General features: G+C 65.8%; 22 protein-coding genes. 10 read left to right on the top strand and 12 right to left on the bottom strand.

The features are described 5' to 3' along the window. Positions 1–64: 64 nt before the first annotated feature. Together CU669_RS09320 and CU669_RS09325 are read right to left on the bottom strand one after the other, a co-directional pair. On the bottom strand, positions 65–1,174 hold the full coding sequence (locus tag CU669_RS09320; protein WP_112143987.1) for an NADH:flavin oxidoreductase/NADH oxidase: 1,110 nt from the start codon (positions 1,172–1,174) through the stop codon (positions 65–67). Beyond that, positions 1,171–1,779, bottom strand: coding sequence for a TetR/AcrR family transcriptional regulator (locus CU669_RS09325; protein ID WP_112143988.1), 609 nt, complete (start codon positions 1,777–1,779; stop codon positions 1,171–1,173). Before CU669_RS09325 ends, CU669_RS09320 begins: the two co-directional genes overlap by 4 nt. Before the next feature lie 298 nt (positions 1,780–2,077). Here CU669_RS09325 and CU669_RS09330 point away from each other — a divergent pair, with 298 nt between their 5' ends. Both CU669_RS09330 and CU669_RS09335 read left to right on the top strand, forming a co-directional pair. After that, positions 2,078–3,358, top strand: a complete 1,281-nt coding sequence (locus CU669_RS09330) for an MFS transporter (RefSeq protein WP_112144107.1) — start codon at positions 2,078–2,080, stop codon at positions 3,356–3,358. Continuing rightward, on the top strand, positions 3,355–3,837 hold the full coding sequence (locus tag CU669_RS09335; protein ID WP_112143990.1) for a MaoC family dehydratase: 483 nt from the start codon (positions 3,355–3,357) through the stop codon (positions 3,835–3,837). The genes CU669_RS09330 and CU669_RS09335 overlap by 4 nt, the downstream gene beginning before the upstream one ends. A 159-nt stretch (positions 3,838–3,996) precedes the next feature. Here CU669_RS09335 and CU669_RS09340 read toward each other — a convergent pair whose 3' ends face one another. Next, positions 3,997–4,806 (bottom strand): glycoside hydrolase family 25 protein, encoded by an 810-nt coding sequence (locus tag CU669_RS09340; RefSeq protein WP_239988630.1) that lies wholly within the window; start codon positions 4,804–4,806, stop codon positions 3,997–3,999. Beyond that, positions 4,803–5,375 (bottom strand): Panacea domain-containing protein, encoded by a 573-nt coding sequence (locus tag CU669_RS09345; RefSeq protein WP_112143992.1) that lies wholly within the window; start codon positions 5,373–5,375, stop codon positions 4,803–4,805. Before CU669_RS09345 ends, CU669_RS09340 begins: the two co-directional genes overlap by 4 nt. Before the next feature lie 217 nt (positions 5,376–5,592). On the opposite strand from CU669_RS09345, the gene CU669_RS09350 reads away from it, so the two are divergent. The 6 genes from CU669_RS09350 to CU669_RS09375 are packed head-to-tail and all read left to right on the top strand — an operon-like array spanning position 5,593 to position 9,489. Next, complete coding sequence (locus CU669_RS09350) at positions 5,593–6,066, top strand: (2Fe-2S)-binding protein (protein WP_112143994.1); 474 nt, start codon at positions 5,593–5,595, stop codon at positions 6,064–6,066. After that, positions 6,063–6,845: an FAD binding domain-containing protein gene (locus CU669_RS09355; RefSeq protein WP_112143996.1), complete on the top strand. Its 783-nt coding sequence runs from the start codon at positions 6,063–6,065 to the stop codon at positions 6,843–6,845. Before CU669_RS09350 ends, CU669_RS09355 begins: the two co-directional genes overlap by 4 nt. After that, a complete protein-coding gene (locus CU669_RS09360; RefSeq protein WP_112143998.1) occupies positions 6,842–7,411 on the top strand; it encodes a nucleotidyltransferase family protein in 570 nt (189 codons plus the stop codon). Before CU669_RS09355 ends, CU669_RS09360 begins: the two co-directional genes overlap by 4 nt. After that, on the top strand, positions 7,408–8,607 hold the full coding sequence (locus CU669_RS09365) for an aminotransferase class V-fold PLP-dependent enzyme (RefSeq protein WP_112144000.1): 1,200 nt from the start codon (positions 7,408–7,410) through the stop codon (positions 8,605–8,607). The genes CU669_RS09360 and CU669_RS09365 overlap by 4 nt, the downstream gene beginning before the upstream one ends. Beyond that, positions 8,604–9,005: an iron-sulfur cluster assembly scaffold protein gene (locus CU669_RS09370; RefSeq protein ID WP_112144002.1), complete on the top strand. Its 402-nt coding sequence runs from the start codon at positions 8,604–8,606 to the stop codon at positions 9,003–9,005. Before CU669_RS09365 ends, CU669_RS09370 begins: the two co-directional genes overlap by 4 nt. A 43-nt stretch (positions 9,006–9,048) precedes the next feature. Beyond that, on the top strand, positions 9,049–9,489 hold the full coding sequence (locus CU669_RS09375; protein ID WP_205119411.1) for a group III truncated hemoglobin: 441 nt from the start codon (positions 9,049–9,051) through the stop codon (positions 9,487–9,489). Positions 9,490–9,587: 98 nt separating this feature from the next. On the opposite strand, the gene CU669_RS09380 is transcribed toward CU669_RS09375, so the two are convergent. The 5 genes from CU669_RS09380 to CU669_RS09400 form a co-directional block, all read right to left on the bottom strand. Further along, complete coding sequence (locus CU669_RS09380) at positions 9,588–10,991, bottom strand: GNAT family N-acetyltransferase (RefSeq protein WP_112144004.1); 1,404 nt, start codon at positions 10,989–10,991, stop codon at positions 9,588–9,590. Between the two features lie 300 nt (positions 10,992–11,291). Continuing rightward, the gene (locus CU669_RS09385) at positions 11,292–12,086 is read right to left on the bottom strand and encodes a ferritin-like domain-containing protein (protein ID WP_112144006.1); all 795 of its coding nucleotides are present in this window, start codon (positions 12,084–12,086) and stop codon (positions 11,292–11,294) included. 82 nt (positions 12,087–12,168) lie between these two features. Beyond that, positions 12,169–12,621, bottom strand: coding sequence for a thioredoxin-dependent thiol peroxidase (bcp, locus tag CU669_RS09390; RefSeq protein ID WP_112144008.1), 453 nt, complete (start codon positions 12,619–12,621; stop codon positions 12,169–12,171). Next, the gene (locus CU669_RS09395; RefSeq protein ID WP_161539630.1) at positions 12,618–14,384 is read right to left on the bottom strand and encodes an O-linked N-acetylglucosamine transferase, SPINDLY family protein; all 1,767 of its coding nucleotides are present in this window, start codon (positions 14,382–14,384) and stop codon (positions 12,618–12,620) included. Before CU669_RS09395 ends, bcp begins: the two co-directional genes overlap by 4 nt. A gap of 36 nt (positions 14,385–14,420) precedes the next feature. Next, a complete protein-coding gene (locus tag CU669_RS09400) occupies positions 14,421–17,384 on the bottom strand; it encodes a bifunctional [glutamine synthetase] adenylyltransferase/[glutamine synthetase]-adenylyl-L-tyrosine phosphorylase (RefSeq protein ID WP_112144012.1) in 2,964 nt (987 codons plus the stop codon). Positions 17,385–17,520: 136 nt separating this feature from the next. Between CU669_RS09400 and CU669_RS09405 the strand changes: the two genes are divergently transcribed. Further along, positions 17,521–20,619: a YhdP family protein gene (locus CU669_RS09405; RefSeq protein WP_239988639.1), complete on the top strand. Its 3,099-nt coding sequence runs from the start codon at positions 17,521–17,523 to the stop codon at positions 20,617–20,619. 363 nt (positions 20,620–20,982) lie between these two features. Here the strand turns inward: CU669_RS09405 and CU669_RS09415 are convergent, their stop codons facing one another. Together CU669_RS09415 and CU669_RS09420 are read right to left on the bottom strand one after the other, a co-directional pair. Next, positions 20,983–21,555 carry a DUF1013 domain-containing protein gene (locus CU669_RS09415; RefSeq protein WP_112144015.1) on the bottom strand — a complete coding sequence of 191 codons (573 nt, stop codon included), beginning with the start codon at positions 21,553–21,555 and terminating at the stop codon, positions 20,983–20,985. Between the two features lie 207 nt (positions 21,556–21,762). Continuing rightward, positions 21,763–22,755: an NAD(P)H-quinone oxidoreductase gene (locus CU669_RS09420; protein ID WP_112144017.1), complete on the bottom strand. Its 993-nt coding sequence runs from the start codon at positions 22,753–22,755 to the stop codon at positions 21,763–21,765. A 68-nt stretch (positions 22,756–22,823) separates the two neighbouring features. On the opposite strand from CU669_RS09420, the gene CU669_RS09425 reads away from it, so the two are divergent. Then, positions 22,824–23,018: a DUF1192 domain-containing protein gene (locus tag CU669_RS09425; RefSeq protein ID WP_239988632.1), complete on the top strand. Its 195-nt coding sequence runs from the start codon at positions 22,824–22,826 to the stop codon at positions 23,016–23,018. A gap of 4 nt (positions 23,019–23,022) precedes the next feature. Here the strand turns inward: CU669_RS09425 and CU669_RS09430 are convergent, their stop codons facing one another. Continuing rightward, entirely contained in the window at positions 23,023–24,705 is a 1,683-nt protein-coding gene (locus CU669_RS09430; RefSeq protein ID WP_112144018.1) for a methyl-accepting chemotaxis protein, read from the bottom strand. Positions 24,706–24,744: the final 39 nt, after the last annotated feature.

Below are 24,744 nucleotides of genomic sequence, written 5' to 3' on the forward strand. Positions count from 1 at the left end.
TAAACGGCCAGCATTGGGGCGCAATTGGTAAGATTACCAACCCATGCCTAAAGACATAGCGATCCTATTCCGCTGCTTGCGGGCGGGCGAGACCGGCGCCCGGCCAATAGACGGTGCGCGCGGCGGTGTATTGCGGCGGATAGGCGAGGTCGGCGCCCAGGCTCTGCGCCGCATGCCACACCCAGCGCGGATTGTCGAGGAAGCCGCGTCCGATGGCGATCAGGTCGGCGGCGCCCTCGGCCAGGGCGGCTTCCGCCTGCTGCGGGGTGGCGATCAGTCCGACGGCGCGGGTGGCGATTCCCGCCTCGTCACGGATGCGCTTGGCCAGATGAATCTGATAGCCGGGCCCGACGGGGATATCGGCCTTGGGCACCACGCCGCCCGACGAGACGCAGACATAGTCGATTCCCGCCGCCTTGAAGGCTTTGGCATAGATCACCGATTCCTCGACACTCCAGCCGCCGTCGACCCAGTCGGTGGCGCTGATGCGCAGGCCCAGCGGCTTATGGGCGGGCCAGACGGCGCGTACCGCTTCGATGATCTCCAGCGGGAAGCGCATGCGGTTGTCCAAAGACCCGCCATAGGAATCGGTGCGACGGTTGGACAGCGGCGACAGGAACTGGTGCAGCAGATAGCCGTGGGCGGAATGCAACTCGATCACATCGAAGCCGATCCGGATCGCCCGCCGGGCGGCCTCCACGAAGGCTTGCTTCAGGCGGGCCAGATCGTCGAGGCTCGCCGCCTTTGGGGCGGGCCAGCCGGTGTCGAACGGAATGTCGGAGGCCGACAGGGTCTGCCAGCCGTCGGGGGCGGGGCCGCCGCCCTTCCAGGGATAATCGGCGCCGCCCTTGCGTCCGGCATGGCCCAGTTGGATGCCGATGGCGCTGGTGCCGAAGCTCTTGAGGGCTGTGACAAGCTTGGTCAGCCCGGCCTCGGTGGCGTCGTCGTAAAGGCCGACGCAATGGGGCGAGATGCGGCCTTCCGGCGCGACGCCGGTGGCCTCAATGACGATCATGCCCGGCCCCGAGGCCGCCATGGCGCCGTAATGCTGCAAATGCCAGTCCTGGACCACGCCGTCGACGGCGCTGTACTGGCACATGGGGGCGACGGCGACGCGATTGGCGAGGGTCAGGTCGCGAAGCGAGAGCGGCTGGAACAGGCGCGGTTGAGTCATAGGGGCCTCTGCAATGTGGGGGAGACGTGAAGTTGGATCAGGCTGTCGGCGGCTTGGGCCACGGCGGCGGAGGGGCCGTCGGGCCCCATGGTGTTGCCCGCCGAATAGGCGCCTTCCAGCAAAAGCATCAACTGGTCGGTCAGGATCTTGGGCTGGGTTACGCCCAGCGCCTCGACCATGGCGCCCAGGCGGCGGCGCAATTCTTCCATATGCCGGGCGATCACCACCCGTCCCGGATGGGCGTGGTCGGGGAATTCCACCGAGGTATTGACGAAGGGGCAGCCGCGATAGTCGGGGCCGGAGGTCCGCCTGCCCACGGCGGCGAACAGGGCCTGCAACTGACGGCGCGGATCATCGGGATGGCGGGCGACGACGCCGTCCCACCAGTCCCAATAGATGCGGTCGCGCATTTCCAGGAAGGCGGCGATCAAATCGTCCTTGGAGGGGAAGGCGCGGTACAGGCTCATCTTGGCGACGCCCGCCTTCTCGATCACCGTGTCGATGCCGATGGCGCGGATGCCTTCGTGATAGAAAAGCTCGTTGGCGGCGGCCAGGATGCGGTCGCGGGCGGATGCTTTATCGGAATGGGCGGGAAGGTTGTTCATAGGGCGACCTTGGGACGCCACTCACCGCCGTCCTTCCCGCGAAAGCGGGAATCCATGCTGGGGCAGATCGGCTCTTTGGCCTTAGGCATAAAGTGGTCCATCCATGGATCCCCGCCTTCGCGGGGATGACGCTATTGGGAAGGCAATTCACATTGACAATGATACAGACCTGTCTGTACAAATGCAATGAGACAGATTGGTCTCGTCCCGCGTTAGCCAAGCGAAGCGCCCGGCGATTGAGGGCAATGAGGCGAGTCGCGTCAGCGGCTCGCCGGTATTACTCTTGAAGGAGGGCGCCATGCCCGCAGCACCGCTTCCCAACAGGCTTCATTACGGCTGGATCGTGGCGGCGCTGACCTTCGTCACCTTGCTGGTGGCGGCGGGCATCCGTTCGGCGCCCGGCGTCATGATGGTGCCGCTGGAAGCCGAGTTCGGCTGGAGCCGCGCCACCATTTCCGTTTCCGTCTCGGTGAATCTGATCCTGTATGGCCTGATGGCGCCTTTCGCGGCCGCCGTGATGGACCGCATCGGGGTTCGCCGCACCATGGCGCTGGCCCTGGCGGTGCTGGCGGTGGGCGTTCTCGCCACCACCGCCATGAGCCGCCCCTGGCACATGACCCTGTTGTGGGGAATCGTGGTGGGCGGCGGTTCCGGCACCATCGCCCTGGTGCTGGGCGCCACGGTGGTCAGCCGCTGGTTCGACGCCTATCGCGGCACGGTCATGGGCGTGCTGTCGGCGGCCACCGCCACCGGCCAGCTCATCTTCCTGCCCCAGATGGCGTGGCTGGTGGAGCATTGGGGCTGGCGCGAGGCGGTGATGCTGATCGCCGCCGCCGCCGCCGTGCTTGCCCCGGTGATCTGGCTGTTCATGCGCGACCGTCCGGTGGATGTGGGGCTGTGGCCGGTGGGCGCCACCGAGGCGCCGCCCCATGCGGTCCGGGCGGGCAATCCGGCGGTGGCCGCCATCGTGGCGCTGAAGGACGGTATGCGGTCGCGGGACTTTTGGCTGCTGGCGGGAACATTCTTCGTCTGCGGTCTGTCCACCAACGGGCTGATCGGCACCCATCTGATTCCCGCCTGTTTCGATCACGGCATCCCCGAGGTCAAGGCCGCCGGCCTGCTGGCCGCCATGGGCCTGTTCGACATGGTGGGAACTACCCTGTCGGGCTGGCTGTCGGATCGCTGGGATTCGCGCAAGCTGCTGTTCTGGTATTACGGGCTGCGCGGATTGTCGCTGATCTTCCTGGATTGGGCCTTCGGTCCCGACGTGTTCGGTCTGTGGCTGTTCGCCGTGTTCTACGGATTGGATTGGATCGCCACGGTGCCGCCCACCGTCAAGCTGTGCGCCCAGGCCTTTGGCCGCGAGCGGGCGGGCGTCATGTTCGGCTGGATCTTCGCCTCCCATCAGGTGGGTGCCGCCGTGGCCGCCTTCATGGCCGGTTGGATCAGGACCGATCTGGGCGATTACTATCTGGCCTTCGTGGCGGCGGGGCTGACCTGTCTGGTGGCGGCGGCCATGGCGCTGATGATCGGCCGCAAGGGCGGCATGGCCCCGGCGGTCCAGGGGGAGGCGGCATGATCCGCTATCTGGAAGACCTTTCGCCCGGACGGATCTTTGGCTCGCCCAGCTACACGGTGACGGTGGAGGATATCAAGGGATTCGCCGCCGCCTGGGATCCCCAGCATTTCCATCTGGACGAGGAGTCCGCCAAGGACTCGTTCTTCGAGGGGCTGGCGGCCTCGGGCTGGCACACGGCGGCGGCGACCATGCGCCTCATCGTCACCAGCGAGATGAAGCTGCCCCTGGGAGTGATCGGCTCCGGCCTGGAATCCCTGGCCTGGCACCGGCCGGTGCGTCCCGGCGATGTCCTGACGGCGCGCATCGAGGTGTTGGAAACCCGCGAGATGAAGTCCAAGCCCGGACTGGGACTCGCCAAGCTGCGGGTGGTCACCCTGGACGCCCAAGGCGAGCCGGTTCAGACACTTGTGACCAATCTGCTGGTGCCGACCCGGGCGGGGGCCGCCTTGGTTGTATCGACATTGAGGGAATTCGGCTGATTTCCGGCCAGAATATCTTTCAGGCAGAAATTCTAGCCACAGATGAACACAGATACACACAGATGAAGTGAGAGATTTCCTTATCTGTGCCCCGCGTAGCGGGTATCTGTGTGCATCTGTGGCCTATTCCCCTTCTATCCGTTTGAATATCGATAGGGCCTAAGCGCCCCAAAAGCGCAGCAGGGCGGCGCGGTCGCCTGCGAAGACCGAGCGGTCGCAGCGCTCGACCCCCTTGACCATGCGGGCCTGATCGCGGAACGGACCGCCGGTGGCGGGATGATCACCGGCATATTGCCACAAGGACCAGCCGCGCCCGTCCCAGGCGCGGGGCTGTTCCGGCTCGAAGCGATAGTCGGCCAGCCACAGATCGCAGGCGGCCAGGGCGGAGCCCGGCCGGATGGCCCCGCCCAGCGAGCGGCCCATCATCACCTCGCCGTCGGCCCAGGCCGGATGGCTGTAAAGCAGGGGCAGCCGGCCGGTGGCCGTGGCGATCTCGCGCACGAAGTCCTCGGCCTGATCCAATCGCATGGTGTTGTCCGGCGCCCGTTCGTTCAGCTCCAGGTCCAGCACCAGCAGGGTTCCCGGCTCCGGCTTGGCGGCGTCCAGGAACATGCGGGCCTGGGCGCGGCCGGGATGCTGGCCGGTGCCGAAGTGATAGGCGCCCCACAACAATCCGGCGGCCTTGGCCTGGGCGCGGCGTTCCTGGTACCTGGGGTCCAGCCAGTCGCCCTCGCTGGCCTTGTGGATCACCGCCAGGATGCCGCTTTCGTCGCGCGCCGCGGCAAAGCTGCGCACCACATTGGCGTGATAGAGGTCGATGACGGCGTTGAGCCCCAACAGCGACGGCTCGTCCACCAGTCCCGGCGTCGCTTTCGTCCGAGGGGGCAAGACGACGTGGGGCGGCGCGGTGCCGCAACCGGCAAGCCCCAGGGCGAGGCCTCCGGCCAGAACGGAGCGGCGGTTGATCATTCGTCCTTCTTGACCGTGGCGGCTTTGGGTTTCCAGGTGGCGACGGTGACCGCCTTGCCGGATTGCGAGCGCATCATGCGGGGCTTCACCACCGAATCCACGTGATCGACCTTGCCGGGCGTCTTGGCGGAGCGGGCGGCGGCTTCCTGGGTGTAATAGGCCACCATCTCGGCGAAGGGGATTTCCTCGTTGACCCCCTTGGCCATGGCCAGGGCCACCGGGGCATGTTCCGCCAGCTTCTTGGTCAGCTGGTCGGGGCTGTATTGGCCGAAGCGGCGCCAGATTCCTTCGAGAAAATGACTGACCTGCTCGGACAGCGCATTGCCCTCGATCATCAGCGGGCGGCCATAGGCGAAGGTGTGGAACACGGTCGGCTCGACGGGGCCGAAGGCGTCGGTGACGAAAGTGGCGGGCATCAGCTTGCGGCCGTTATAGGCCACGGCGAAATAGGCCTGCGACAGATAGAGCAGGCGATGCAGCTTCTGGGGCTGGATATATTCCCGGTCGTTGAGCGCCTGGTCCGAGATCCAGAACACAACGTCGAGACAGGATTTCACCGCGATGGGCATGTCGGACCACAATATCCTTCGTCATTCCCGCGCAGGCGGGAATCCATGCGTCCGGCAGACTTGCATTGGATGGTTCGCATCGATTCCGTTCCACCATGGATCCCCGCCTGCGCGGGGATGACGAGCCGAGAGGTGAATGATCATAGCGCCGCTCGCGGCCATTGACCATTGCCCGGATGCGCATCACTTTCACAAGATGGGACCGGGAGAGGGGCAGATGCATCTATCGCTGACGATCAACGGCAAGCCGGTGGAGGCAGAGGTCGAGCCCCGCACCCTGCTGGTCACCTTGCTGCGGGACCATCTGGGCCTGACCGGCAGCCATGTGGGCTGCGATACCGGCCAGTGCGGCGCCTGCACCGTCCATCTCGACGGCCGCGCCGTGAAGTCCTGCCTGATCCTGGCGGTGCAGGCCGAGGGCCGCCAAGTGCTGACCATCGAGGGCGTCGCGTCGGGTGAGACATTGCATCCGGTGCAAGAAGCCTTCCGCGACCGCCATGCCCTGCAATGCGGCTTTTGCACGCCGGGCATGGTGATGACGGCGCTGGATCTGGTGGAGCATCTCGACCGGCCCGACGAGGAGGCCATCCGCCAGGGGCTGGCGGGAAATCTGTGCCGCTGCACCGGTTATCGCCCCATCGTCGAGGCGGTGGGCGACGGCATCCGCGCCAGAACCGGAGCCGCGTCATGATGCCGTTCGATTTCATCCGCCCCGCCAACGCCGCCGAGGCGGTCGCCGCCCATGGGGCGGAAGGAGAGCCCCGCTATCTTGCGGGCGGGCAAAGCCTGCTGGGGGCGCTGAAGCTGCGTCTGGCCCAGCCTTCCTTGCTGATCGACGTGGCCCGCCTGCCCGAGTTGCGCGCCGTCCGCCGCCAGGGCGACGCGGTGGTGGTCGGAGCCTCGGTGACCCATGCCGAGATGGCGGTGCTGACCGATATTCCGGCCTTGGCGGAGTTGGCGGGGTCCATCGGTGACTTGCAGGTGCGCAACATGGGCACATTGGGCGGTTCGCTGGCCAACAACGATCCGGCGGGCGATCCTGCCGCCGCCGTGCTCGGGCTGGGCGCCACCATCCGCACCGACCGGCGCGAGATCGCCGCCGACGACTTTTTTCTCGGGATGTTCGAGACGGCGCTGGAGCCCGGCGAGTTGATCGTCGAGGTCTCATATCCGCTGCCCAGCCGCGCTGGCTACGCCAAGCTGCGCAATCCCGCCTCGGGCTATCCGGTGGTGGGCGTCTTCGTCGCCGAAACGGCGTCGGGGGTTCGGGTGGCGGTGACGGGGGCGGGGGCCTGCGTCTTCCGTCTGCCGGACTTCGAACGGGCGCTCGGCCGAGAGTTTAGCGGCAAGGCCTTGGCCGGGTTAAGCGTTCCGTCCGATGACCTCAACCGCGATCTGCACGCGACCGCCGAATACCGCGCCCATCTGATCGGGGTGATGGCGGCGCGGGCGGTGGAGCGCTGCGGATGACCAAGATCGCCGGTCTGGTGCTGGCGGCGGGTGCCGCCTCCCGCATGGGACGCGACAAGCGGCTGCTGCCGGTGGGCGGCGTGCCCATGGTGCTGCTGGCGATCCAGGCGGCCCAGGGCGCCGGTCTTGACCCGGTCATGGTGGTGACGGGGCCGGACGCGCTGGATGGCTTGCCCCCGACGGTACAGGTGATCCGCAATCCCGATCCCGGACGCGGCATGGCGTCGTCCCTGGTCCTCGGCGTCGAAAGCCTGCCCGCCGATGCCCAGGCGGTGGTGGTGTTGCTGGCCGACATGCCGCTGGTGACCGCCGGGCATGTGGCGGCACTGGCGGCGGCTTTCGATCCCAGGGGCATCGTGGTTCCCATCTGCGCGGGCCGTAGGGGTAATCCGGTGCTGCTGGGGCGAAGCTTCTTTCCCGAAATCGTCGGCTTGACCGGCGACAAGGGTGCTCGCGGCCTGATGGCGCGGCATGCGGATGCGGTGGTGGAACTGGACATGGACCGCGCCGTGCTGGTGGACGTGGATACCCCCGAAGACTTACGAATCTTGGAGGCAGGGGCATGACCCAGTCCATCCGCTCGATCATTCCGGTCCTGGCACGGGCTGGATTTCACTATCTCGACAATGCCGCCATGGCCCAGACCCCCGGTCTGGTGGTGGAAGCGGTCGCCAGTCATGACCGCACGGCGCGGGCCAATATCCGCCGGGGCGTCCACGAGATGGCGCGGCGCGCCGATGCCGCCTATGACGCGGCAAGGCAGTCGGTGGCGGCATTCCTGTCCGCTCAGGCCGACGAGGTGGTGTTCACCGGCGGCTGCACCCTGGCGCTGAATCTGGCCGCCGCCGCCCTGGCCGAGGGCTTGGGGCCGGGCGACCGGGTGGTGGTCTCGGCGGCCGAGCACCATTCCAACCTGCTGCCCTGGCTGATGCTGGCCAAGCGCAAGGGATTCGCGGTCGCCGTCCTTCCGGTCGGCCCCGACGGGCGGCTGGACCTCGCCGATCTGTCCATGATCGATGGGCGCTGCAAGGTGGTGGCGGTGACCCATGCCTCCAACGTCACCGGGGCGGTCAGCGACATTCCCCGGCTGGCCGAGGCCGCCCATGGAGCAGGCGCCGTGCTGGTGGTGGACGGCGCCCAGATGGTGCCGCACGGGCCGGTCGATCCGCGCGCGCTCGGCGCCGATCTCTACGCCTTCGCCGGGCATAAGGCCTATGGACCGACCGGCGTGGGCGTGTTGTGGGGGCGCAAGGAGATCCTTGCCGATCTGCCGCCGGTGACCTGGGGCGGCGGCATGGTGGCCGCGCTGGACGACGACGGCATCGAATTTCTGGAAGCGCCCCACCGTTTCGAGGCGGGCACCCCGCCCGTCGCCCAGGCGGTGGGGCTGGCCGCCGCCCTGGACTGGATGGGACGGCTGGACTGGGCCGAGATACGGGCCGAGGAGATGGAACTGACGGCACGCCTGCTGGCCGGTCTGGCAGAGATCCCCGGCGTCCGGGTGGTGGGGCCGACCGACCTTGCCGCGCGCGTTCCGGTGGTGTCCTTCACGGTGGCGGGCTGCCATCCCCATGACCTGTCCCATGTGCTGGCCGAACGCGGCGTCGCGGTGCGCGGCGGCGCCCATTGCGCCCGCCGCCTGATGACGGCGCTGGGGCTGGACGAGGGCTGTGTGCGGGCCAGTCTGGCGCCCTATAACGACAGATCCGACATCGACGCCCTGCTGGCCGGTCTGGCGGAAGCGATCCAGGTGCTGGGATGAGCGAGCTTTACCAGCAGGCCATCAAGGATCTGGCCGCCAAGGGCTCCGAGCGGCTTGCCGTGCCGGACGCCAGTTCGACCCTGGACAATCCGCTGTGCGGCGACAAGGTCACCCTGGACGTGACCACCGCCGACGGCCGCATCGTCGCGCTGGGCCATGTCACCAAGGGGTGCCTGCTGTGCAAGGCGGCGGCCACCGTCGCCGCCGAACAGGCGCCGGGGCTTCCGGTGGCGCAGGCGGCCGCCCTGGCCGACCAGGTCCGCGCCATGCTCAAGGGCGGTGACGCGCCCGCCCTGGCCGGGTTGGAGCCGTTCCTGGCGGTGCGGCCGCATAAAAGCCGTCACGACTGCGTGCTGTTGCCGTTCAAGGCACTGGCAAAGGCACTGGCTTCGTTCTAGGGTCTTGGTTCCGCCGCCAAGACCCGTTCGCCAGGAGAGTCCTGTGAGCGAAGCCAAAAGACCTGTTTCCATCGGCGTCGCCGTGCCGACCTCGAATTCCGAGTCCGAAGCCCGCATCGTCAATCTGGTGGCCCGTTTCTACGAGCTTGGCCGGGCCGACCCGGTGCTGGGGCCGCTGTTCGATGCCGCCATCCCCAATTATCCGGAACACATGGCCATCGTCGCCGACTTCTGGTCGCGCCATCTGTTGGGCACCGAGCGCTATCGCGGCAATGTCTTCGCCTCGCACATGCGCCTGCCTATCGAACCAGTGCATTTCGACCTGTGGCTGAAGACCTTCAAGCAGGCGGCCGACGAGACCCTGACCCCCATGCTGGCGCAGCAAGCCATGGCCAAGGCGGCCCATATGACGCAGAGCATCACGGTGGGGCTGTTTCCCTATCGCGACGCCGAGGGCAAGCCCACCCGCAAGCCGCCGTTCTGAATCTCGCCACGATGCTGGTCTGCTCGCCTTGGGTGAATTCGATGACGCCCTCGGCCTGACTGAAGTGGCCGGGACGTTGGAAGTGGAACGGGGGTGGCTTACGGCGAGGGCCGAGTCGGCAGAGTGAACCACAGCTTAGGGATCACCCGGCCGGTAAATCCGATCTTGAACTGGGCGATACTCCGCATTTTGTCGGAGCCGAAGGACTCGGTGTAGATGTCCCCGAAGTGGAACCGGCTCTGCCCCATGGCCTTGGCGTCGAGAATGGCCCGATGCATCAGGGCGTGAGACAGAGGAACCCCCAAACCCGGCCTGCTGACCCCGCAGGAGTAATAGCTGGTGGAGCCGTGGTGGGAGGTCAGCAGAAGGCTGACCTCCTCCCCGTTCCAGGTGGCGAGAAAAAGGCTGAGCCAGCCCGCCTCCAATTGGCGTATCAGCGTGTCGCGGCCGAGCGGCGCCAGTCGCCCCGCCTGCCGGTACAGATCGAAATAGGCGTCCAGCGCCTCGACATCCGTCGCCATTCGACGATGGATCTCCAGGTTTCTCTCTCCCCAGCGAATGCCGCGGCGGTGATTGGTGCGATAGTCGCCGGAGATGGCCTCGCCCTCACGGCTCAGATCGACCCATGCCTCGGCCATGCTACGGGCGCCGGAGGAGAATCGTCGCAGATATGCGAGCTGGGTGGCCGAAGCCTCCTCCAGTGCGCCAAGTTCGAACAGAAGGCTGTGGCAACCCGCCCAGGCGGCGGCCAGATGGACTTGACGCATGGCCAAATCCTCGGCCTGGGGCGATGCTCCCCATCCCCCGATCGCCACCGGCCGGATTGCGGTTTCGCGGCAACCCAAGTGACGCCGTCCGTCCACATCACATTCCACCTGCAAGACGGGATTGCCGGATTCGGCGCAGACGAAGAAGGAAAAATCCTGCTTCTGCCTCGGGACCGGGCTGTCTGCGGCGGCGAAGAAGTTTCCCTTGGCCCGAAAGGGATCGCGCAGGGGATCGTTACGCAACTGATCCGCGCCATGTTCTTCCAAGAGGCGGGCATAGGGCTCGGGCTGGTTCCAGGCGTCGACGACGTGAAAACCGGCGCTCTCCAGCGCCGGACACTCTTCGTCAGGATCGATCTCTCCCCGTAGCCTCCGTGCGACCCGCCGGTCGGCCTGGGCGCTCCAGGCCAGACCCAGCCTGCTTTCCATGCTTGCCAGCCGATCCATCACCTCGGCACAGAACAGATCCAACTCCCCTGGCGGGCAGGCAGCGGCGGCGATTCCGTAAGCGGCGACAGCGGCGGCGCTCAGTCCGATATCGGCTAGGCCGCCCGCCAAGGCATCCAGCATCAAGGCATCGGCCCGCCCGCCCGCCAAGGCGTCCAGTGACTGAACCAGGGATGGAGGCAAGGCATGACGCAACGGCTCCAGGCGCTCCTCGAACGGGGCCTGTATCAGCGCGGCAATCGCCTGATCCAGGGGATTGACCGGTCGGGTCACTTCTTGAATCACCATCGGCCCATTATCCCGATATTCACAGCAGCGCACCGAGAACTCTAGTTTGTGGAGCCGCGAGACCTTTGTCCCTGATCAAGCGGAATCCAGGGATCGCCGGGGAAATTCGGACAGGCGCCAAGTGGATGTTCTGCCTGACAGCGGCAATGAAACCACGAGATCAGGAGGCACGATGACGAAGCGTACCCGACGGATCCACACGTCGGCAATTAAGGCGAAGGTGGCCTTGGCTGTCAATCGGCGTCCAAAACAGCCCAGCCCATTTCGGCTAATCTTGGGTGCCTGAAGTAGGTCCGGTCCCTAGCGCGCCAGCTTCTCGTACCAGTCGCGAGGATATCCGGCCATGGCGCGGGCTTGGTGGTTGAAGGGGGCTTTCAGTCCGGCGGGATAGTGCTTGGCCATGGTGGCGTGGAAGGCGGCCTCGCCGTCCTCTCCGCGCCGTTCCGCCAGGAAGGAGAACCAGCGCACTCCGGCGGCCACATGGTGGATTTCGTCGTTGTAGATGACGTCGAGCACCGGTGGCGTCAGCGTATCGCCGTTGCGGGAAAGCTTGTCCATGGTGGCGGGCGTGGTGTCGAGGCCGCGCGCTTCCAGGGTCATGGGGACCACGGCGAGGCGGGCCATCAGGTCGTCGGCGGTCTTCTCGGCGGCCTGCCACAGCCCGTCATGGGCGGGAAGGTCGCCATAGCGCGCGCCGAGGCTCGCCAGCAAGTCTTCCAGCATCTCGAAATGCCGCGCCTCGTCCACCGCGACCCGCACCCAGTCGTCGTGGAATTCCCTGGGTAAATCCTGGCCGACGAAGCGCGCCACGATGTCCCAGCCCAGGTCGATGGCATTGAGCTCGATATGGGCCAGGGCGTGAATCAGGCTGACGCGGCCCCTGTCGCCGCCATAGGAACGCCTGGGCATTTCCTTGAACGGCAGCAATTGCGGCCGCTCGGGGCGCGCCGGGCGATCGGGCGGCCTGGTCGCGCCCAATTCGCTGATCCGTCCCGCCCGCCAATCCTCGGCGAAGTCCCGCGTGAGGCGGCATTTCTCGGCCGGGTCGGCGGCAAGAAGGACGCGGCAGGCGGCCTCGGTGAGGGTTGTGGTCATGATGAAACGCCCTCAGTCGCCGGGCGCCGCCTCCGGCGGCTGGGCTTTCGCGGGACGAGACGCGCGACCGTAGTCACGGTCGTCACAACGCCTTGGCCGCCGCCAGAACCTCGGCGGCATGGCCGGTGACCTTGACCTTGCGCCATTCCCTGGCGATGGCGCCGCTCTTGTCGATCAGGAAGGTGGAGCGTTCGATGCCCATGTATTCGCGGCCATACATGCTTTTCTTCTTCCACACGCCATAGGCCTCGCAGACGGCGCCGTCCGGGTCCGAGCCCAGGCGGAAGGGCAGTTCGTGCTTGGCGCGGAACTTGGCGTGGCTGGCCACCGAGTCCTTGGAGACGCCCAGGATTTCCACCCCGGCGGCCTTGTACTCGGCCATGGAATCGCGGAAGGCCTTGGCCTGGCTGGTGCAGCCCGAGGTATCGTCCTTGGGATAGAAATACAGCACCAGCAGCTTGCCCTGGTAATCGGCGAGGCAGGTCTTGCCGTCGTCGCAATCCATGGAAAAGTCGGGAGCGGGTTTGGTGGTCATGCGGGTTCCTCGCTGAGTTCGGCTGAGGCCGGTTGCACAGGGTTGCTGCACCATATTTGCCATATTTGGCGATAGGCGGCTTCCAAGCTTTTGGTGAACGCCTTGATATCACAGAGAGGAGACGCCGTAACGGTGCCGCGAAGCGAAGTACGGTAGTCCGCCAATCTGGATGGGGCCTGGGCAAGTGCGACCGCCTTGGCAATATAGTCATTGCGGTCGCCCGCCACCAAATGATCCAAGTTTGCCGAATGCAGCAGCATCTTGGACATGCGGGAGATGAAGCGATCTCCATCCCCTAATGCGATGACAGGGACACCCATCCAAAGGGCGTCGAAAGTGGTGAGACAACCGCTATAGGGAAAGCTGTCCAGAGCTATGTCGATTTTCGAGTATTGGGCCAGATGTTCGGCTTGTGACGGTGCCGGGGGCAGGAATTTCAAGCGGCTCTCCAAAATCCCTTCGCCGATGAATTGGTCGATGATGGCCTTGCGGGCAGCGTCATGGATGTAACCCTTGTCGCGGGATTTGAGGACTAAGATTGAGTCTTGGGTTTGCTTCAGTATAGCGGCCATGGCGTTGACGCACTGCGGGCTGATCTTGGAGGCAAGATTGAAGTTGCCGAAAACGATTTGGCCGCCATTGTGTGTATGTGGTGGCGGGGATACGGGAGGCGCGTCGGTGATGGGGCCGAAGCAGAAAAGATGGGGAAGTCGGAGAATGGATTCGCCAAACTTTTCGCTGCTTGCCTCCGGGGTGGCGACGGGATCGCCGAGCCAATAATCCATGTCATCGACGCCGCTGCTACACAATCCGTCGTAGTTGATCTGGATTGGTGCTGCCCGATAAGTGAAGATGCCAATACGATCACCTCCGGTATGGCCGATCAGGCAGACCAGGATGTCGATCTGATCGTCTCGAATCAGTCTCGCGGCCTCTTCATCGCTCAGCCCTTGCAGATCGCGGCAGGATTTTACCAGCGGCCAGACTGGTCCCAGTTCGGCTTGGTTGAAGCGGGCATCACCGTAAAGCGAGATCTCGACAGCCTGGGGATCGTGATGCTCTAGAATCGGCAGCATCTGGAGCCATAGGCCGAATGGCGCGTAGTATCCCAGGCTGCTGGAAACATAACCGACCTTCAACTTACGCTCGGGATCTCGTTGGTTGGTCAGTCGGATGCCATTGGACCGCGTGGCGCCATGGCGTTGTCGCCATCGCTCGATTTCCGTGGACATGGTCTCATTCGAGAGATCCGGACAAAGAAGCTGACGCGAGATCAAAGCCGAATGAACGTCCGCGGATTCGGGAAAGCGATCAACCGCCCAACGCAAGACCTCGACGCCGTCCGTAACGCGCCCAAGGTCGAACAGAATGTTCGAAACGGCCAGCGCATTTGCCATATCCGGTTTGATGCTGAGACCGGCTCGGAAATTATCGAGGGCCTCTGATATTCGGCCAAGTTCGACCTGGGCCTTGGCCAGGCAGAAAAGGGAATCCGCGTGATGGGGGGCTCGCGATAGAAGCTCTTGCAACACCGTAACGGCGCCGGTCCAATTTTTCTGCGAGGTGCGCGTTACGGCCAACAGGAATTTGAGATGAAGGTTGTCAGGGTCGGACCTTAGGGCTTTTCCGCATTTTTTCTCCGCTGTCGAATGGAAGCCGGACAGCATGGTTTGGATGATATCGTCGGCAACCGAGCCGGGACGCTTTGCTTCTGGTAGCATGATCAAGGTCTCCGGAACCGAACAGTCCACGTCATGTCGCATGGGGCGACGGCCCATCCGCTTGAGTCACTCGGCGTCTCAGGCATTTCCGTCAGGCTGGGCGACCAGCCGGGTGAAGACGTCATGGGCGTCCTTGGCGCAATCGTCCATGCGATCGGTCAGGGTCTTGAAATCGGTGAGTCCGGCGGCGCGGACCAGAACGTCCTTCAGGCCGCGCGGCGCGGTGGCTTCGTCGAAGGCCCCAGCGATGGTCTGGCGCAGCACGGTCTGGATCGCCAGCCACAGCCGCAAGGCCTCGATCAGGGCGGCGCGGTCCGAGCGGTCCAGCACGCCGCAGGCGCAAGCGTTTTCCAGCGCCTGGGCGGTGTTGGGGCTAAGGATGGTGGGGTGGTCGGCGGCATGGGCCAGTTGGAGGTATTGGGCGGTGAATTCGATATCCACCAGCCCGCCGCGCAGATGCTTGACCTCCCAATGGCTGGCCGCCTTGTGTTCCTTGGCCATGCGCTCGCGCATCTCGGCCACGTCGCTCAGCAATTTGGCCTGATCGCGCCTGCGGGTCAGCACCTGGGCGATGATAGCCTCGACCTTGGCGGCCAGGGTGGGATCGCCCGCCGCGACCCGGGCGCGGGTCAGGGCCATGTGTTCCCAGGTCCAGGCGGCCTCGTCGTAATAGCGGGTGAAGGCTTCCAGGCTGGTGGCGATGGGGCCCTTGTTGCCCGACGGCCGAAGGCGCAGGTCCACCTCGTATAAGGTGCCCTCGCCGGTCTTGGCGATCAGGGCGGTGACCATGCGTTGGGTCAGGCGGGCGAACCAGGTGGGGGCGGCCAGCGGGCGTGCCCCGTCCGATTCCTCCGCCTCGGGCGGCGCGTCATAGATCAGGATCAGGTCCAGGTCCGAGGTGGCCGACATCTCGCGGCCGCCCGCCTTGCCCATGGCCAGGATCACCCAGGCCCCGCCGGGAACGCGGCCATGGGCGCGGGCGAATTCGTCCTCGACCCTCGGCCCCAGCCGGGCCAGCACCGCTCCGGCGATGTCGGACAGGGCGCGGGCGGAGTCGTGGGCCTCGATGACGCTGCGCAGGGTCAGCACCCCCACCTGGAACTTGCGGTCGTTGGTCCAGGCCCGCGAGATGTCCAGCATCTGCTGGAAGTCGTCGGCCTGGGACAGCGCCTTGTCCAGATCGGCCTCCAACGCGGCGGGGGGCGGCAGCGGCTCGAAGAATTTCGCCTGCAGCACCGAATCCAGGGTGGTGGGGCGGCGCGCCAGATGCTCGGCCAGCAGCGGCGCGTCACCCATGATCTCGGCCACCAGCTCCAGCAGCGACGGATTGGCGTGGAACAGCGAGAACAGCGGCACCCCGGCGGGCAGGCGGCCGAGGAATTCGTCGAAGCGCATGAAGGCGTCATCGGGCGAGGCGGTGGTTCCCAACGCCGTCAACAGGGTGGGGGTCAGTTCGGTCAGCAGCTCGCGGGCGCGGGTGGAGCGGGTGGCCCGCACCCGTCCGTGGTGCCAGCCGCGAATGGTGGAACACACCGCCTCGGCATTGCCGAATCCCATGCCGGTGATGGTCTGCACCGTTTCCGGGTCGTTCTCGCCGCCGGTGAACACCAGATTGCCGCCCGCGCCCAAAGCGGGGGCGTCCTCGAACAGATGGGCGTAGTGGCCCTCCACCGTCTGCAGGTGAAAGGTCAGATCGGCGGCGAAGGACTCGAAACCGTCATATCCCATGAAGGCGGCGATCTCGGCCAATTGCTCCGGGTTGGAGGGCATGGTCTGGGTCTGCTTGTCGTCGACCATCTGCAGCCGGTGTTCCAGCTTGCGCAGATAGTGATAGGCCTTGGTCATGTCGTCGCGGACCTGGGGGGTGACGTGGCCCGCCTCGGCCAGGGCGTTCAGCGCCGCCAGGGTTCCCGAGACCCGCATTTCCAATTGGCGGCCGCCCCAGATCAACTGCTGGGTCTGGGCGAAGAACTCGATCTCGCGGATGCCGCCGCGTCCCAGCTTGACGTTGTGGCCGGCCACCGCGATGGAGCGGCTGCCCTTATGGGCGTTGATCTGGCGCTTGATGGAATGGATGTCCTGGATGGCGGCGAAATCCAGCGACTTGCGCCAGATGAAGGGCCGCAGGAACTTCAGGAAGGCCGCGCCGGTCTCGGCATCGCCCGCCACCAGGCGCGCCTTGATCATGGCGGCGCGCTCCCAGTTCTGGCCGAAGCCCTCGTAATAGGCCTCCGCCGCCACCAGCGCCACGGCGGGCGGCGTCGAGCCGGGATCGGGCCGCAGGCGCAGATCGGTGCGGAAGACATAGCCGTCGGCGGTGCGCTCGTCCAGGATGCGCACCAGATCCTTGGTCAGGGCGATGACGCATTCCTGGACGCTCTTGCGGCCGGTATAGACCAGCTTTTCATGGTCGTAGAAGACGATCAGGTCGATGTCGCTGGAATAGTTCAGCTCGCCCGCGCCCAGCTTGCCCATGCCCAGCACGATGATTCCCGACCCGCGTTCGGGGTCGTCGGGATGGGCCAGGGTCAGGTTGCCGCGCTCGGCCTCGCGCCGCAGCAGGAAGCGCAAGCCGAGACGAATGGCGGTCTCGGCCATCACGGATAGCGAGCCGGTGACCTTCTCCAAGGCCCAGGCGCCGCCCAGATCGGCCAGGGCGGCCAGTAGCGAGCAGCGCCGCTTGGCGGTGCGCAGCCCGGTCATCAGGCGGCCGAGATCGGTTTCCCCGGCAAATTCCGTGGTCAGATCGCGGATCAGTCCGTCCAGGGCGGCATCGGGGCCGAGGGCGAGGCATTGGCGCAGGAACGCCGGTTCCTTTTCCAGGCACAGGGTCAGGAAGGGGCTGTTGGCGAAGACGCCGTCCAGCAATCTTCCGATGCCGGGTTGGGCGGGCAGGCCCCGCATGAAGGCTGCCAGTTGGACGTCGTCGACGCCGTCGGCGGCCTCTTGCCACCGTTGCAGACCGACGGCGGTCCGGGACGGCGCGGCAACAGTCGGGAAGAAAGCTTCGTCTAGCGGAAAACTCACCTTGTGCGGCCCCATGGGTTGTGGTTGCTTCACACTGCGGAAGAGGACATCCGGGGTCAAGCGGTGATGGAGTGTGGTGCGAGTGGTTCACGGCGCTGTTAGGAGTCTCTTCCAATTTATTGGGGCTGTCCTGGCAGTTCTGTTGATCGCGGTGCCCGCGTTCGTCTGGCGGCTGTCCTCTGGCCCCATCACGCTGGATTTCCTGACCCCCTATATCGAGCAGGGCCTGACCGCCAAGGACGGGTCGCTGCGGGTCAAGCTCGACACCACCGTGCTGGCCATGGGCGGCGGCGAACGCATGCTGGAAATCCATGCCTCCAATGTCCGCGCCTATGTGGCGGGCGGCGACCAGCCCATCGCCTCGGTCCCCGATATGGGATTATCGCTGAGCGGCCGCGCCCTCTTGCACGGCGCCGTCGCCCCTCATTCCATCCGCCTGCACGGCGCCCAGGTCCGGCTGGTGCGCGGCCAAGACGGCAGTCTGCAATGGGGTATAGGCGGGGGGGCTCAATCCGCTGACGAGACACCCACCGATGCCGGGGCGGTGGTGGCGGCCATCAAGGATGCCATGCTGGGCGCTCCCGATCCCGCCAAGCCCGGCCGCGCCTTGCAGAGCCTCACCGTCCAGGGCGCCGATCTCATGGTGGACGACCGCGCCCTGGGGGGTACGTGGCATGCGCCTGCCGTCGATCTGGTGATTCGCAGGGTGGATGGGGGCGTCGCGGCCAAGGGCAAGGCGGCGCTGGATCTGTCCGGTGAAAAGGGCGAAGTCATCCTCGACGCCGCCTATGGCAAGGCGAGCGGCGCGGTGGATGCCAATCTGCGCCTGGGAGGCGTTCGCCCGGCGGTGTTGGCGCGGTTCGGCGGCGCGCTGGCGCAACTGGCGATTATCGACATGCCGCTGTCGGGGTCCATCTCGGGCCGGATGGGCGGCGACGGCGTGGTCGAGCGTCTGAGCTTCGATCTGTCCGGCGGGGTCGGAACCCTGGACCTTCCCGCGCCGTTCTCTGCCCGCCATGCCGTGACCTCGGCCGCGCTGCGCGGCGAATTGACCAAGGGCATGACCCGGCTGGATCTTCACGAGCTTCGCATCGACCTGGGTGGTCCTAATCTCACCCTGGCGCTGGTGGCCGATGGCCTGGGCGGCGAGACCGTCGTCAAGGCCGAAGGCGCCATTCGCGATACTCCGGTGGATCAGGTGCGCGATCTGTGGCCGGAAGGGCTGGCTCAGAACGCCCGCGATTGGGTGGTGCCCAATCTCAGCAAGGGCGTGGTCCGCGAAGCCACCATCACCTTGTCCATGCGTTCGGCCTCGGGCCGGTTCGACGATGTGGCCATCGACCATCTGGCGGGCGAGGTCCATCCGGAAGGCGTCACCGTCGATTATCTGCATCCCATGCCGGTGGCGCGGAACACCATCGGCGACTGCACCTTCAACACCAACAGTTTCCGCATCGCGCTGAAGGGCGGCGAGGTCTATGGGCTCCGGCTCAAGGAAGGCGCCATCGTCTTCACTGGCCTCGACAAGGACGACCAGTTCGCCGATATCGAATTGGTGATCGCGGGGCCCGCCACCGACGCGCTGCGGCTGATCGACAATCCGCCGCTACGCTATGCCCAGGCGCTGGGCATCGAGCCCGCCAATGTGAGCGGCGACGCCGTCGCCAAGGTGCGCCTGAAGTTCCCGTTGCTCAAGACCCTGCGGCTCGACGACGTCGGCATCAAGGCCAACGCCACCGTCCGCAATGTGGTCATCCCCAGGGTCATGATGGGCCTCGACCTCAGCGACGGCGTGCTCAATCTGGAAGTGGACGCCAAGGGCCTCGACGCCACCGGCCCGGTGGTTCTGGCCACCATCCCCGGCACCCTGGCGTGGCGCGAGAATTTCTCAAAGGGCCAGCCGTTCCGCTCGCGCTATCACTTGAAGGCGCCTGCGGTCAGCGAGGATCAGCGCAAGCTGCTGGGCCTGGACGGCGTGCCTTTCGTCGCCCCTTTCGTGGCCGGTCCGGTGGGCGGCGAGGTGACCGCCACCTTCTCCGACGGCGGCAAGGGCGAGATCGAGGCCAAGGTGGATCTGGCGGCGTCCCACATGCAATTGCCGGGGCTGGGCTGGACCAAGCCGGAGGGCAAGCCGGGAACTGCCGATGTCACCGTCAAGCTGGACAAGAAGCTGGTCGCTTCGGTCCCCGGTTTCGAGGTCAAGACCGGCGACATGGATGTGCGCGGCTCGGCGGCTTTCGGCGCCGATGGCCGCGTCCGCCGGGTGGAATTCTCCAAACTGGCCTATGGCCGCACCAATGGCGAGGGAACCATCGGCATCCGCCCCGACAAGGGCGGCCTCGACATCGTCTTCAAGGGCGCCAGCTTCGACGCCCAGCCCACCATTACCCGCGACGAATCGCAAAAGCGCGGCGAGAAGCAGGACAAGCCGCCGCCCATGACCGTCGCCGCCAGCGCGAAAACCATGTGGGTATCGGACAAAGGGGCGCTGAGCAATGCCAGCGCCAATCTGCAACGCGATTCCGAGGAATGGCAGCACGTCTCCCTGAAGGGCACGGTCGGCGGCGGCAAGACTTTTACCGCCATGGTGCAGCCCGGCGGGTCGAAGCGGCGCACCTTCTCCGTCCTCTCCAACGACGCCGGGGCGGTGCTGCGGGCCTTCGACGTCTACGAGGATCTGAGCGGCGGCGAATTGACGGTCGACGGCCATATCGACGATGCCAGGAAGGAGCAGCCCTTCATCGGCACCGCCAGGATTTCCGATTATCACGTCCGCAATGCGCCCGCCCTGGCGCGCCTGCTGACGGTGGTGGCCATGACCGGCATCGTCGACGTGCTGCAGGGCGAGGGCGTCAGCTTCTCGTCACTGGAAGCGCCGTTCACCCTGGCCGACGGATTGCTGGTCCTGCATGACGGCCGCGCCTGGGGACCGGCGCTCGGCCTGACCGCCAAGGGCAGCGTCGATCTGGACCGTTCGCAAATGGCGCTGGAAGGCACCGTGGTGCCCGCCTATGTGCTCAACAGCGTGCTGGGCAACATCCCGGTGCTGGGCTGGCTGATCACCGGCGGCGACAAGGGCGGCGGCGTCATCGCCTTCAACTACTCCATGAAGGGCCCGACCAGCGATCCCAGCGTGCTGGTCAATCCGCTGTCGGCCCTGACGCCCGGATTCCTGCGCAAGCTGTTCAACATCTTCGACGACGGCAGTTCCACCGACGCCCGCAAGGGAACGGAGAAGGCAAAGCCGTAGGGAATAATCCTGGGCAATCGGGTGAAGGAGCATTTGCCTAAAGCCCCTCTCCCGCTTGCGGGAAAGGGTGGCGAGGCGAAGCCGAGACGGGTGAGGGCTGCGCGCGTCGGCGCGCCAAGCAACTGGTTTGCCGACGCAAAGGCCCTCACCCCGGCCCTCTCCCGCAAGCGGGCGAGGGAGAATAAAGGGGGAGCCATCCTCCTCTTAGGGATTGTCTGGAGGCCCAGCGGCTGGGGGTGACCCGTCAGTCGCTGATCAAGCTCTGGCTGGCCGACAAGCTGGACCACCACCATTCCTTCTGAAAACGCGAAACGCCCGCCGGGTGGTCCCGACGGGCGTTGATGCGACCTATTTCCGGTCGAGCTATTCCTCGGCGGAAGGCTCGGCGGCGGGAGTTGCGTCGTCGTAATGGGCGCGTGAGCGACCGGACAGGGCGACGGCCTTTTCCAGATCGGCTTCCGAGCACATGCCGAGAGTCACCGGATTGCGCGGCTTGATGTTGGTGGCGTTCCAGTGGGTCTTGTCGCGCACCGACTGGATGGTCGGCTTGGTGGTGCCGATCAGCTTGGAAATGGCGGCGTCGGACATTTCCGGGTGGTGCTTCAAGATCCACGAAATGGCATCGGGGCGGTCCTGGCGCTTGGACACCGGGGTGTAGCGGGCGCCCTTGGGCTTGGCGCTGGATTGCGGGATGTCGGTGACGGTCAGCTTGAGACGGGAATCGGCATCGCCTTCGCAGCGGTCGATCTCGGCGCGGGTGACCTGGCCGTTGGCGACGGGATCGAGACCGACGATGCCGACCGCCACCTCGCCGTCGGCGATGGCCTGGACCTCAAGCGGATGCAGGCCGCAGAAATCGGCCACCTGTTCGAAGGTGAGGGCGGTATTTTCGACCAGCCAGACGGCGGTCGCCTTGGGCATGAGCGGCAGGGCCATGAAACCTCCTGTATAATTCTTTCAAGGAGCCGGGCGGCACAAGGTGCGGCGGCTCCGGCGGTCAAGCGCCCCTCCATCCGGTCGGGATGGGGCGGGAACTCCCCCGCGAAACTTTGCGAAATACCCGCCGGGGCCCTGGGGGCCGCGTGGCGGGCGGTGACAATCCGTGGAATGCGACGCTAGTTATATGGGTGATTGAGGCAGCGGTCAAACCGTCAAGATGATCTTTCCGATATGGGCGTTGCTCTCCATCAGGCGATGGGCCTCGGCGGCCCGGGCCAGCGGGAAGGTTGCGTGAATCACCGGGGCGATGGCGCCCGCCTCCAGCAGCGGCCAGACCGTCTTGCGCAATCCTTCGGCCATGCGGGCCTTGGCGTCGTTGGACTGGGGCCGCAGGGTCGAGCCTGTCAGGGTCAGACGCTTCAGCATCACCGGCATCATGTTCATCTCGGCCGTCGCGCCGCGCAAGAAGGCGATGGAGACCAGACGGCCGTCCATGGCGAGGCTTTTGACATTGCGCGGCATATAGTCGCCGCCCACCATGTCGAGAATCACATCGACGCCCTTGCCCTTGGTTTCCGCCTTGATGACCTCGACGAAGTCCTGGGCGGTGTAATCGATGGCCATGGCGGCGCCCAGATCGGCGCAGGCCTTGCACTTGGCGGCGCCCGACGCGGTGGCGTAGACGGTGGCGCCCAGCGCCTTGGCCAGTTGGATGGCGGTGGTGCCGATACCGGACGCGCCGCCATGGACCAGCAGGCGTTCGCCCGCCTGCAAGCGGCCGCGCTCCACCACATTGTGCCAGACGGTGAAGAAGGTCTCGGGCAGCGCCGCCGCCCGGATCATGTCGTAGCCCGTGGGAATGGGCAGGCACAGCCGCGCGTCCACGGTGCAGTATTCGGCATAGCCGCCGCCGGGCACCAGGGCGCAGACCGCGTCGCCGATCCTGGCCGAGGTCACGCCGTCACCCAGGGCTTCGATGGTGCCCGCCACTTCCAGCCCCGGCAGGTCCGAGGCGCCGGGCGGCGCCGGATAGGCGCCCTGGCGCTGCAGCACGTCGGGGCGGTTGACGCCCGCGGCCGCCACCTTGATGAGCACTTCACCGGGGTTCGGGATCGGCGTCGGACGGCTGACGGCGACCAGCACCTCGGGCTCGCCGGGCTTGGAGATTTCGACGCAGGTCATGGCGGCGGGCAGCATTTGTTATTCCCCGGGTCTGTCGATGACGCGGTCAATCTGGTACCTTCGACCGGCAATGGCAAGAGAGGATGGCGCAGACCATGGATGCCGACGAATTGGACCCCGTCCGCAAGGCTCCCGCCCTGAAGAATCTGGACCCCATGTCCATCGAGGAACTGGGCGACTATATCGGCGACCTCGAAGCCGAGATCGAACGGGTCAAGCAGGCCATTTCCCGCAAGCAGGCGGTGAAGGCGGGAGCGGAAGCGTTTTTCAAGCGTTGAACATCTAGCCCCGCAGGCTCGCCACGAAGGTTTCCGTCTCGCCGCTCAGGCTTTCCACCGTGGACGCCAGGGCCTTGGCGCTCCAAATCACCCGCACCGTGCCTGCGCAGGTCTGGGCCGAGGCATGGGCCATCTGAGCGACGGTCGTCGACACCACGTTGGCCTGATGGGCGACCTGTTCCACGTTGCTGGCGATCTCGCGGGTGGAGGCGTCTTGCTGCTGCACCGCTCCGGCGATGGCCGACGAGACGCCATTCAGGGCCTGGATGATATCGACCACTTCGGAAATGCTGCCGGTCATCCCCTGGGCGGATTGCTGAATCTCGTTGACCTGATGGGCGATGTCCTCGGTGGCCTTCGCGGTCTGATTGGCCAGATGCTTGACCTCGTTGGCGACCACGGCGAAGCCTTTGCCTGCTTCCCCGGCCCGTGCTGCCTCGATGGTGGCGTTCAGCGCCAGCAGATTGGTCTGCGCCGCGATATCGTTGATCAGATTGACCACGTCGCCGATGGACTGCACCGAGTGCGACAGGCCGGCCATCTGGTCGGCGGTCGCGCTGACCCGATCCACCGCGTTGCGGGTCATCTGATTGGCACTCTCGACTTGTGCTGAAATCTCATCGACCGCCAGCGACAATTGTTGCGTGGCATCGGACACCACCGAGGCAAGTTCGCTGGTGATGCGCGCGGCGTCACCCATTTCCAGGGACAGGCTGCCGCTATGTTCCGAACGTTCGGCCATGCGAGTGGCGGTGGTGCTGATGCCGCTGGTGGCACTGTCGACGGCGCCGACCTTGGATTTGACCGTCTCCGCGTGCTGACTGGCGGCGCCGTTGCGCGCGGCCTGTTCGCGGTCTTCGTGCTCTCGCTGGGCGAGGGCTTCTTGCTCCATGCGTTGCTTGTCGGTGGCGTTCTGTTTGAACACCTCCAGGGCCCGCGCCATTTCACCGATCTCGTCATGACCCTCCACATGCTCGACTTCGACGCCGAGGTCTCCGTCGGCGAGGCGGCGCATGATGCGCGCCTGATGGCGCACCCGATTGCCGACGCGAACGCCGATCCAGACCGACACGGAGGTGACCAGACCGAGGATCACCAGGGTAATGATTGCGACCGTGGCGATGGCCTTGCGGGTGGCGGCTTCCACGTCGTCCATATAGACGCCGGTTCCGATTCCCCAGTTCCATGGCGCATAGGGTAGGATCTGGGCTAGTTTCGGCGAATCATAGCTGTCGGCGCCAGGGCGGCGCCCGACATATTCCACCAGCCCGCCGCCGGCCTTTCCCGACGCCGTGAAAAGCCGGTAGAGGTAGTTTCCGGCGGTATCCTTGACCTCGAGCATGCTCTTGCCGACTTCCTTCGCCCGGAAGGGATGCATCAGCAAGATACCGTCCAGGTCATTGACCCACAGATAGTTGTCGCCGTCATAGCGCATCAGCGAGATGGCCGACAGGGCGGCGGCCTTGGCGTCGGCCTCGCTCATCTCGCCCTTCTTGGCCTTGGCGTGATAGGCCTCGGCGATCTTGGCTGCGGATTCGACGACGCTGTGGATCTGAACCCGTCTGACATCCATCTGGGCCGTGCGCAACGACATGACGCTGGTGGTGGCGAAAACCAGCAGGCCGAGCGCGGCCAGCGCCGGAATCACAAGTATCCGAACGCGGAGCGATAAACGCGAGAGTCCCATGAAAACCTTCCCCTGGACGCGCCACTTTAGCGTTGATCC

The sequence above is a fragment of the Paramagnetospirillum kuznetsovii genome, from assembly GCF_003284725.1.
Taxonomy (GTDB): Bacteria; Pseudomonadota; Alphaproteobacteria; order Rhodospirillales; family Magnetospirillaceae; genus Phaeospirillum; species Phaeospirillum kuznetsovii.

What these genes read in the sequence shown, in the direction of transcription:
- CU669_RS09400 (WP_112144012.1), bottom strand. Translation starts at nt 17,384, where the DNA reads ATGGGGCCGCACAAGGTGAGTTTTCCGCTAGACGAAGCTTTCTTCCCG.
- CU669_RS09335 (WP_112143990.1), top strand. Translation starts at nt 3,355, where the DNA reads ATGATCCGCTATCTGGAAGACCTTTCGCCCGGACGGATCTTTGGCTCG.
- CU669_RS09360 (WP_112143998.1), top strand. Translation starts at nt 6,842, where the DNA reads ATGACCAAGATCGCCGGTCTGGTGCTGGCGGCGGGTGCCGCCTCCCGC.
- CU669_RS09415 (WP_112144015.1), bottom strand. Translation starts at nt 21,555, where the DNA reads ATGGCCCTGCCGCTCATGCCCAAGGCGACCGCCGTCTGGCTGGTCGAA.
- CU669_RS09330 (WP_112144107.1), top strand. Translation starts at nt 2,078, where the DNA reads ATGCCCGCAGCACCGCTTCCCAACAGGCTTCATTACGGCTGGATCGTG.
- CU669_RS09325 (WP_112143988.1), bottom strand. Translation starts at nt 1,779, where the DNA reads ATGAACAACCTTCCCGCCCATTCCGATAAAGCATCCGCCCGCGACCGC.
- CU669_RS09370 (WP_112144002.1), top strand. Translation starts at nt 8,604, where the DNA reads ATGAGCGAGCTTTACCAGCAGGCCATCAAGGATCTGGCCGCCAAGGGC.
- CU669_RS09365 (WP_112144000.1), top strand. Translation starts at nt 7,408, where the DNA reads ATGACCCAGTCCATCCGCTCGATCATTCCGGTCCTGGCACGGGCTGGA.
- CU669_RS09320 (WP_112143987.1), bottom strand. Translation starts at nt 1,174, where the DNA reads ATGACTCAACCGCGCCTGTTCCAGCCGCTCTCGCTTCGCGACCTGACC.
- CU669_RS09350 (WP_112143994.1), top strand. Translation starts at nt 5,593, where the DNA reads ATGCATCTATCGCTGACGATCAACGGCAAGCCGGTGGAGGCAGAGGTC.
- CU669_RS09345 (WP_112143992.1), bottom strand. Translation starts at nt 5,375, where the DNA reads ATGCCCATCGCGGTGAAATCCTGTCTCGACGTTGTGTTCTGGATCTCG.
- CU669_RS09430 (WP_112144018.1), bottom strand. Translation starts at nt 24,705, where the DNA reads ATGGGACTCTCGCGTTTATCGCTCCGCGTTCGGATACTTGTGATTCCG.
- bcp (WP_112144008.1), bottom strand. Translation starts at nt 12,621, where the DNA reads ATGACCACCAAACCCGCTCCCGACTTTTCCATGGATTGCGACGACGGC.
- CU669_RS09340 (WP_239988630.1), bottom strand. Translation starts at nt 4,806, where the DNA reads ATGATCAACCGCCGCTCCGTTCTGGCCGGAGGCCTCGCCCTGGGGCTT.
- CU669_RS09395 (WP_161539630.1), bottom strand. Translation starts at nt 14,384, where the DNA reads ATGCGACATGACGTGGACTGTTCGGTTCCGGAGACCTTGATCATGCTA.
- CU669_RS09425 (WP_239988632.1), top strand. Translation starts at nt 22,824, where the DNA reads ATGGCGCAGACCATGGATGCCGACGAATTGGACCCCGTCCGCAAGGCT.
- CU669_RS09355 (WP_112143996.1), top strand. Translation starts at nt 6,063, where the DNA reads ATGATGCCGTTCGATTTCATCCGCCCCGCCAACGCCGCCGAGGCGGTC.
- CU669_RS09385 (WP_112144006.1), bottom strand. Translation starts at nt 12,086, where the DNA reads ATGACCACAACCCTCACCGAGGCCGCCTGCCGCGTCCTTCTTGCCGCC.
- CU669_RS09380 (WP_112144004.1), bottom strand. Translation starts at nt 10,991, where the DNA reads ATGGTGATTCAAGAAGTGACCCGACCGGTCAATCCCCTGGATCAGGCG.
- CU669_RS09420 (WP_112144017.1), bottom strand. Translation starts at nt 22,755, where the DNA reads ATGCTGCCCGCCGCCATGACCTGCGTCGAAATCTCCAAGCCCGGCGAG.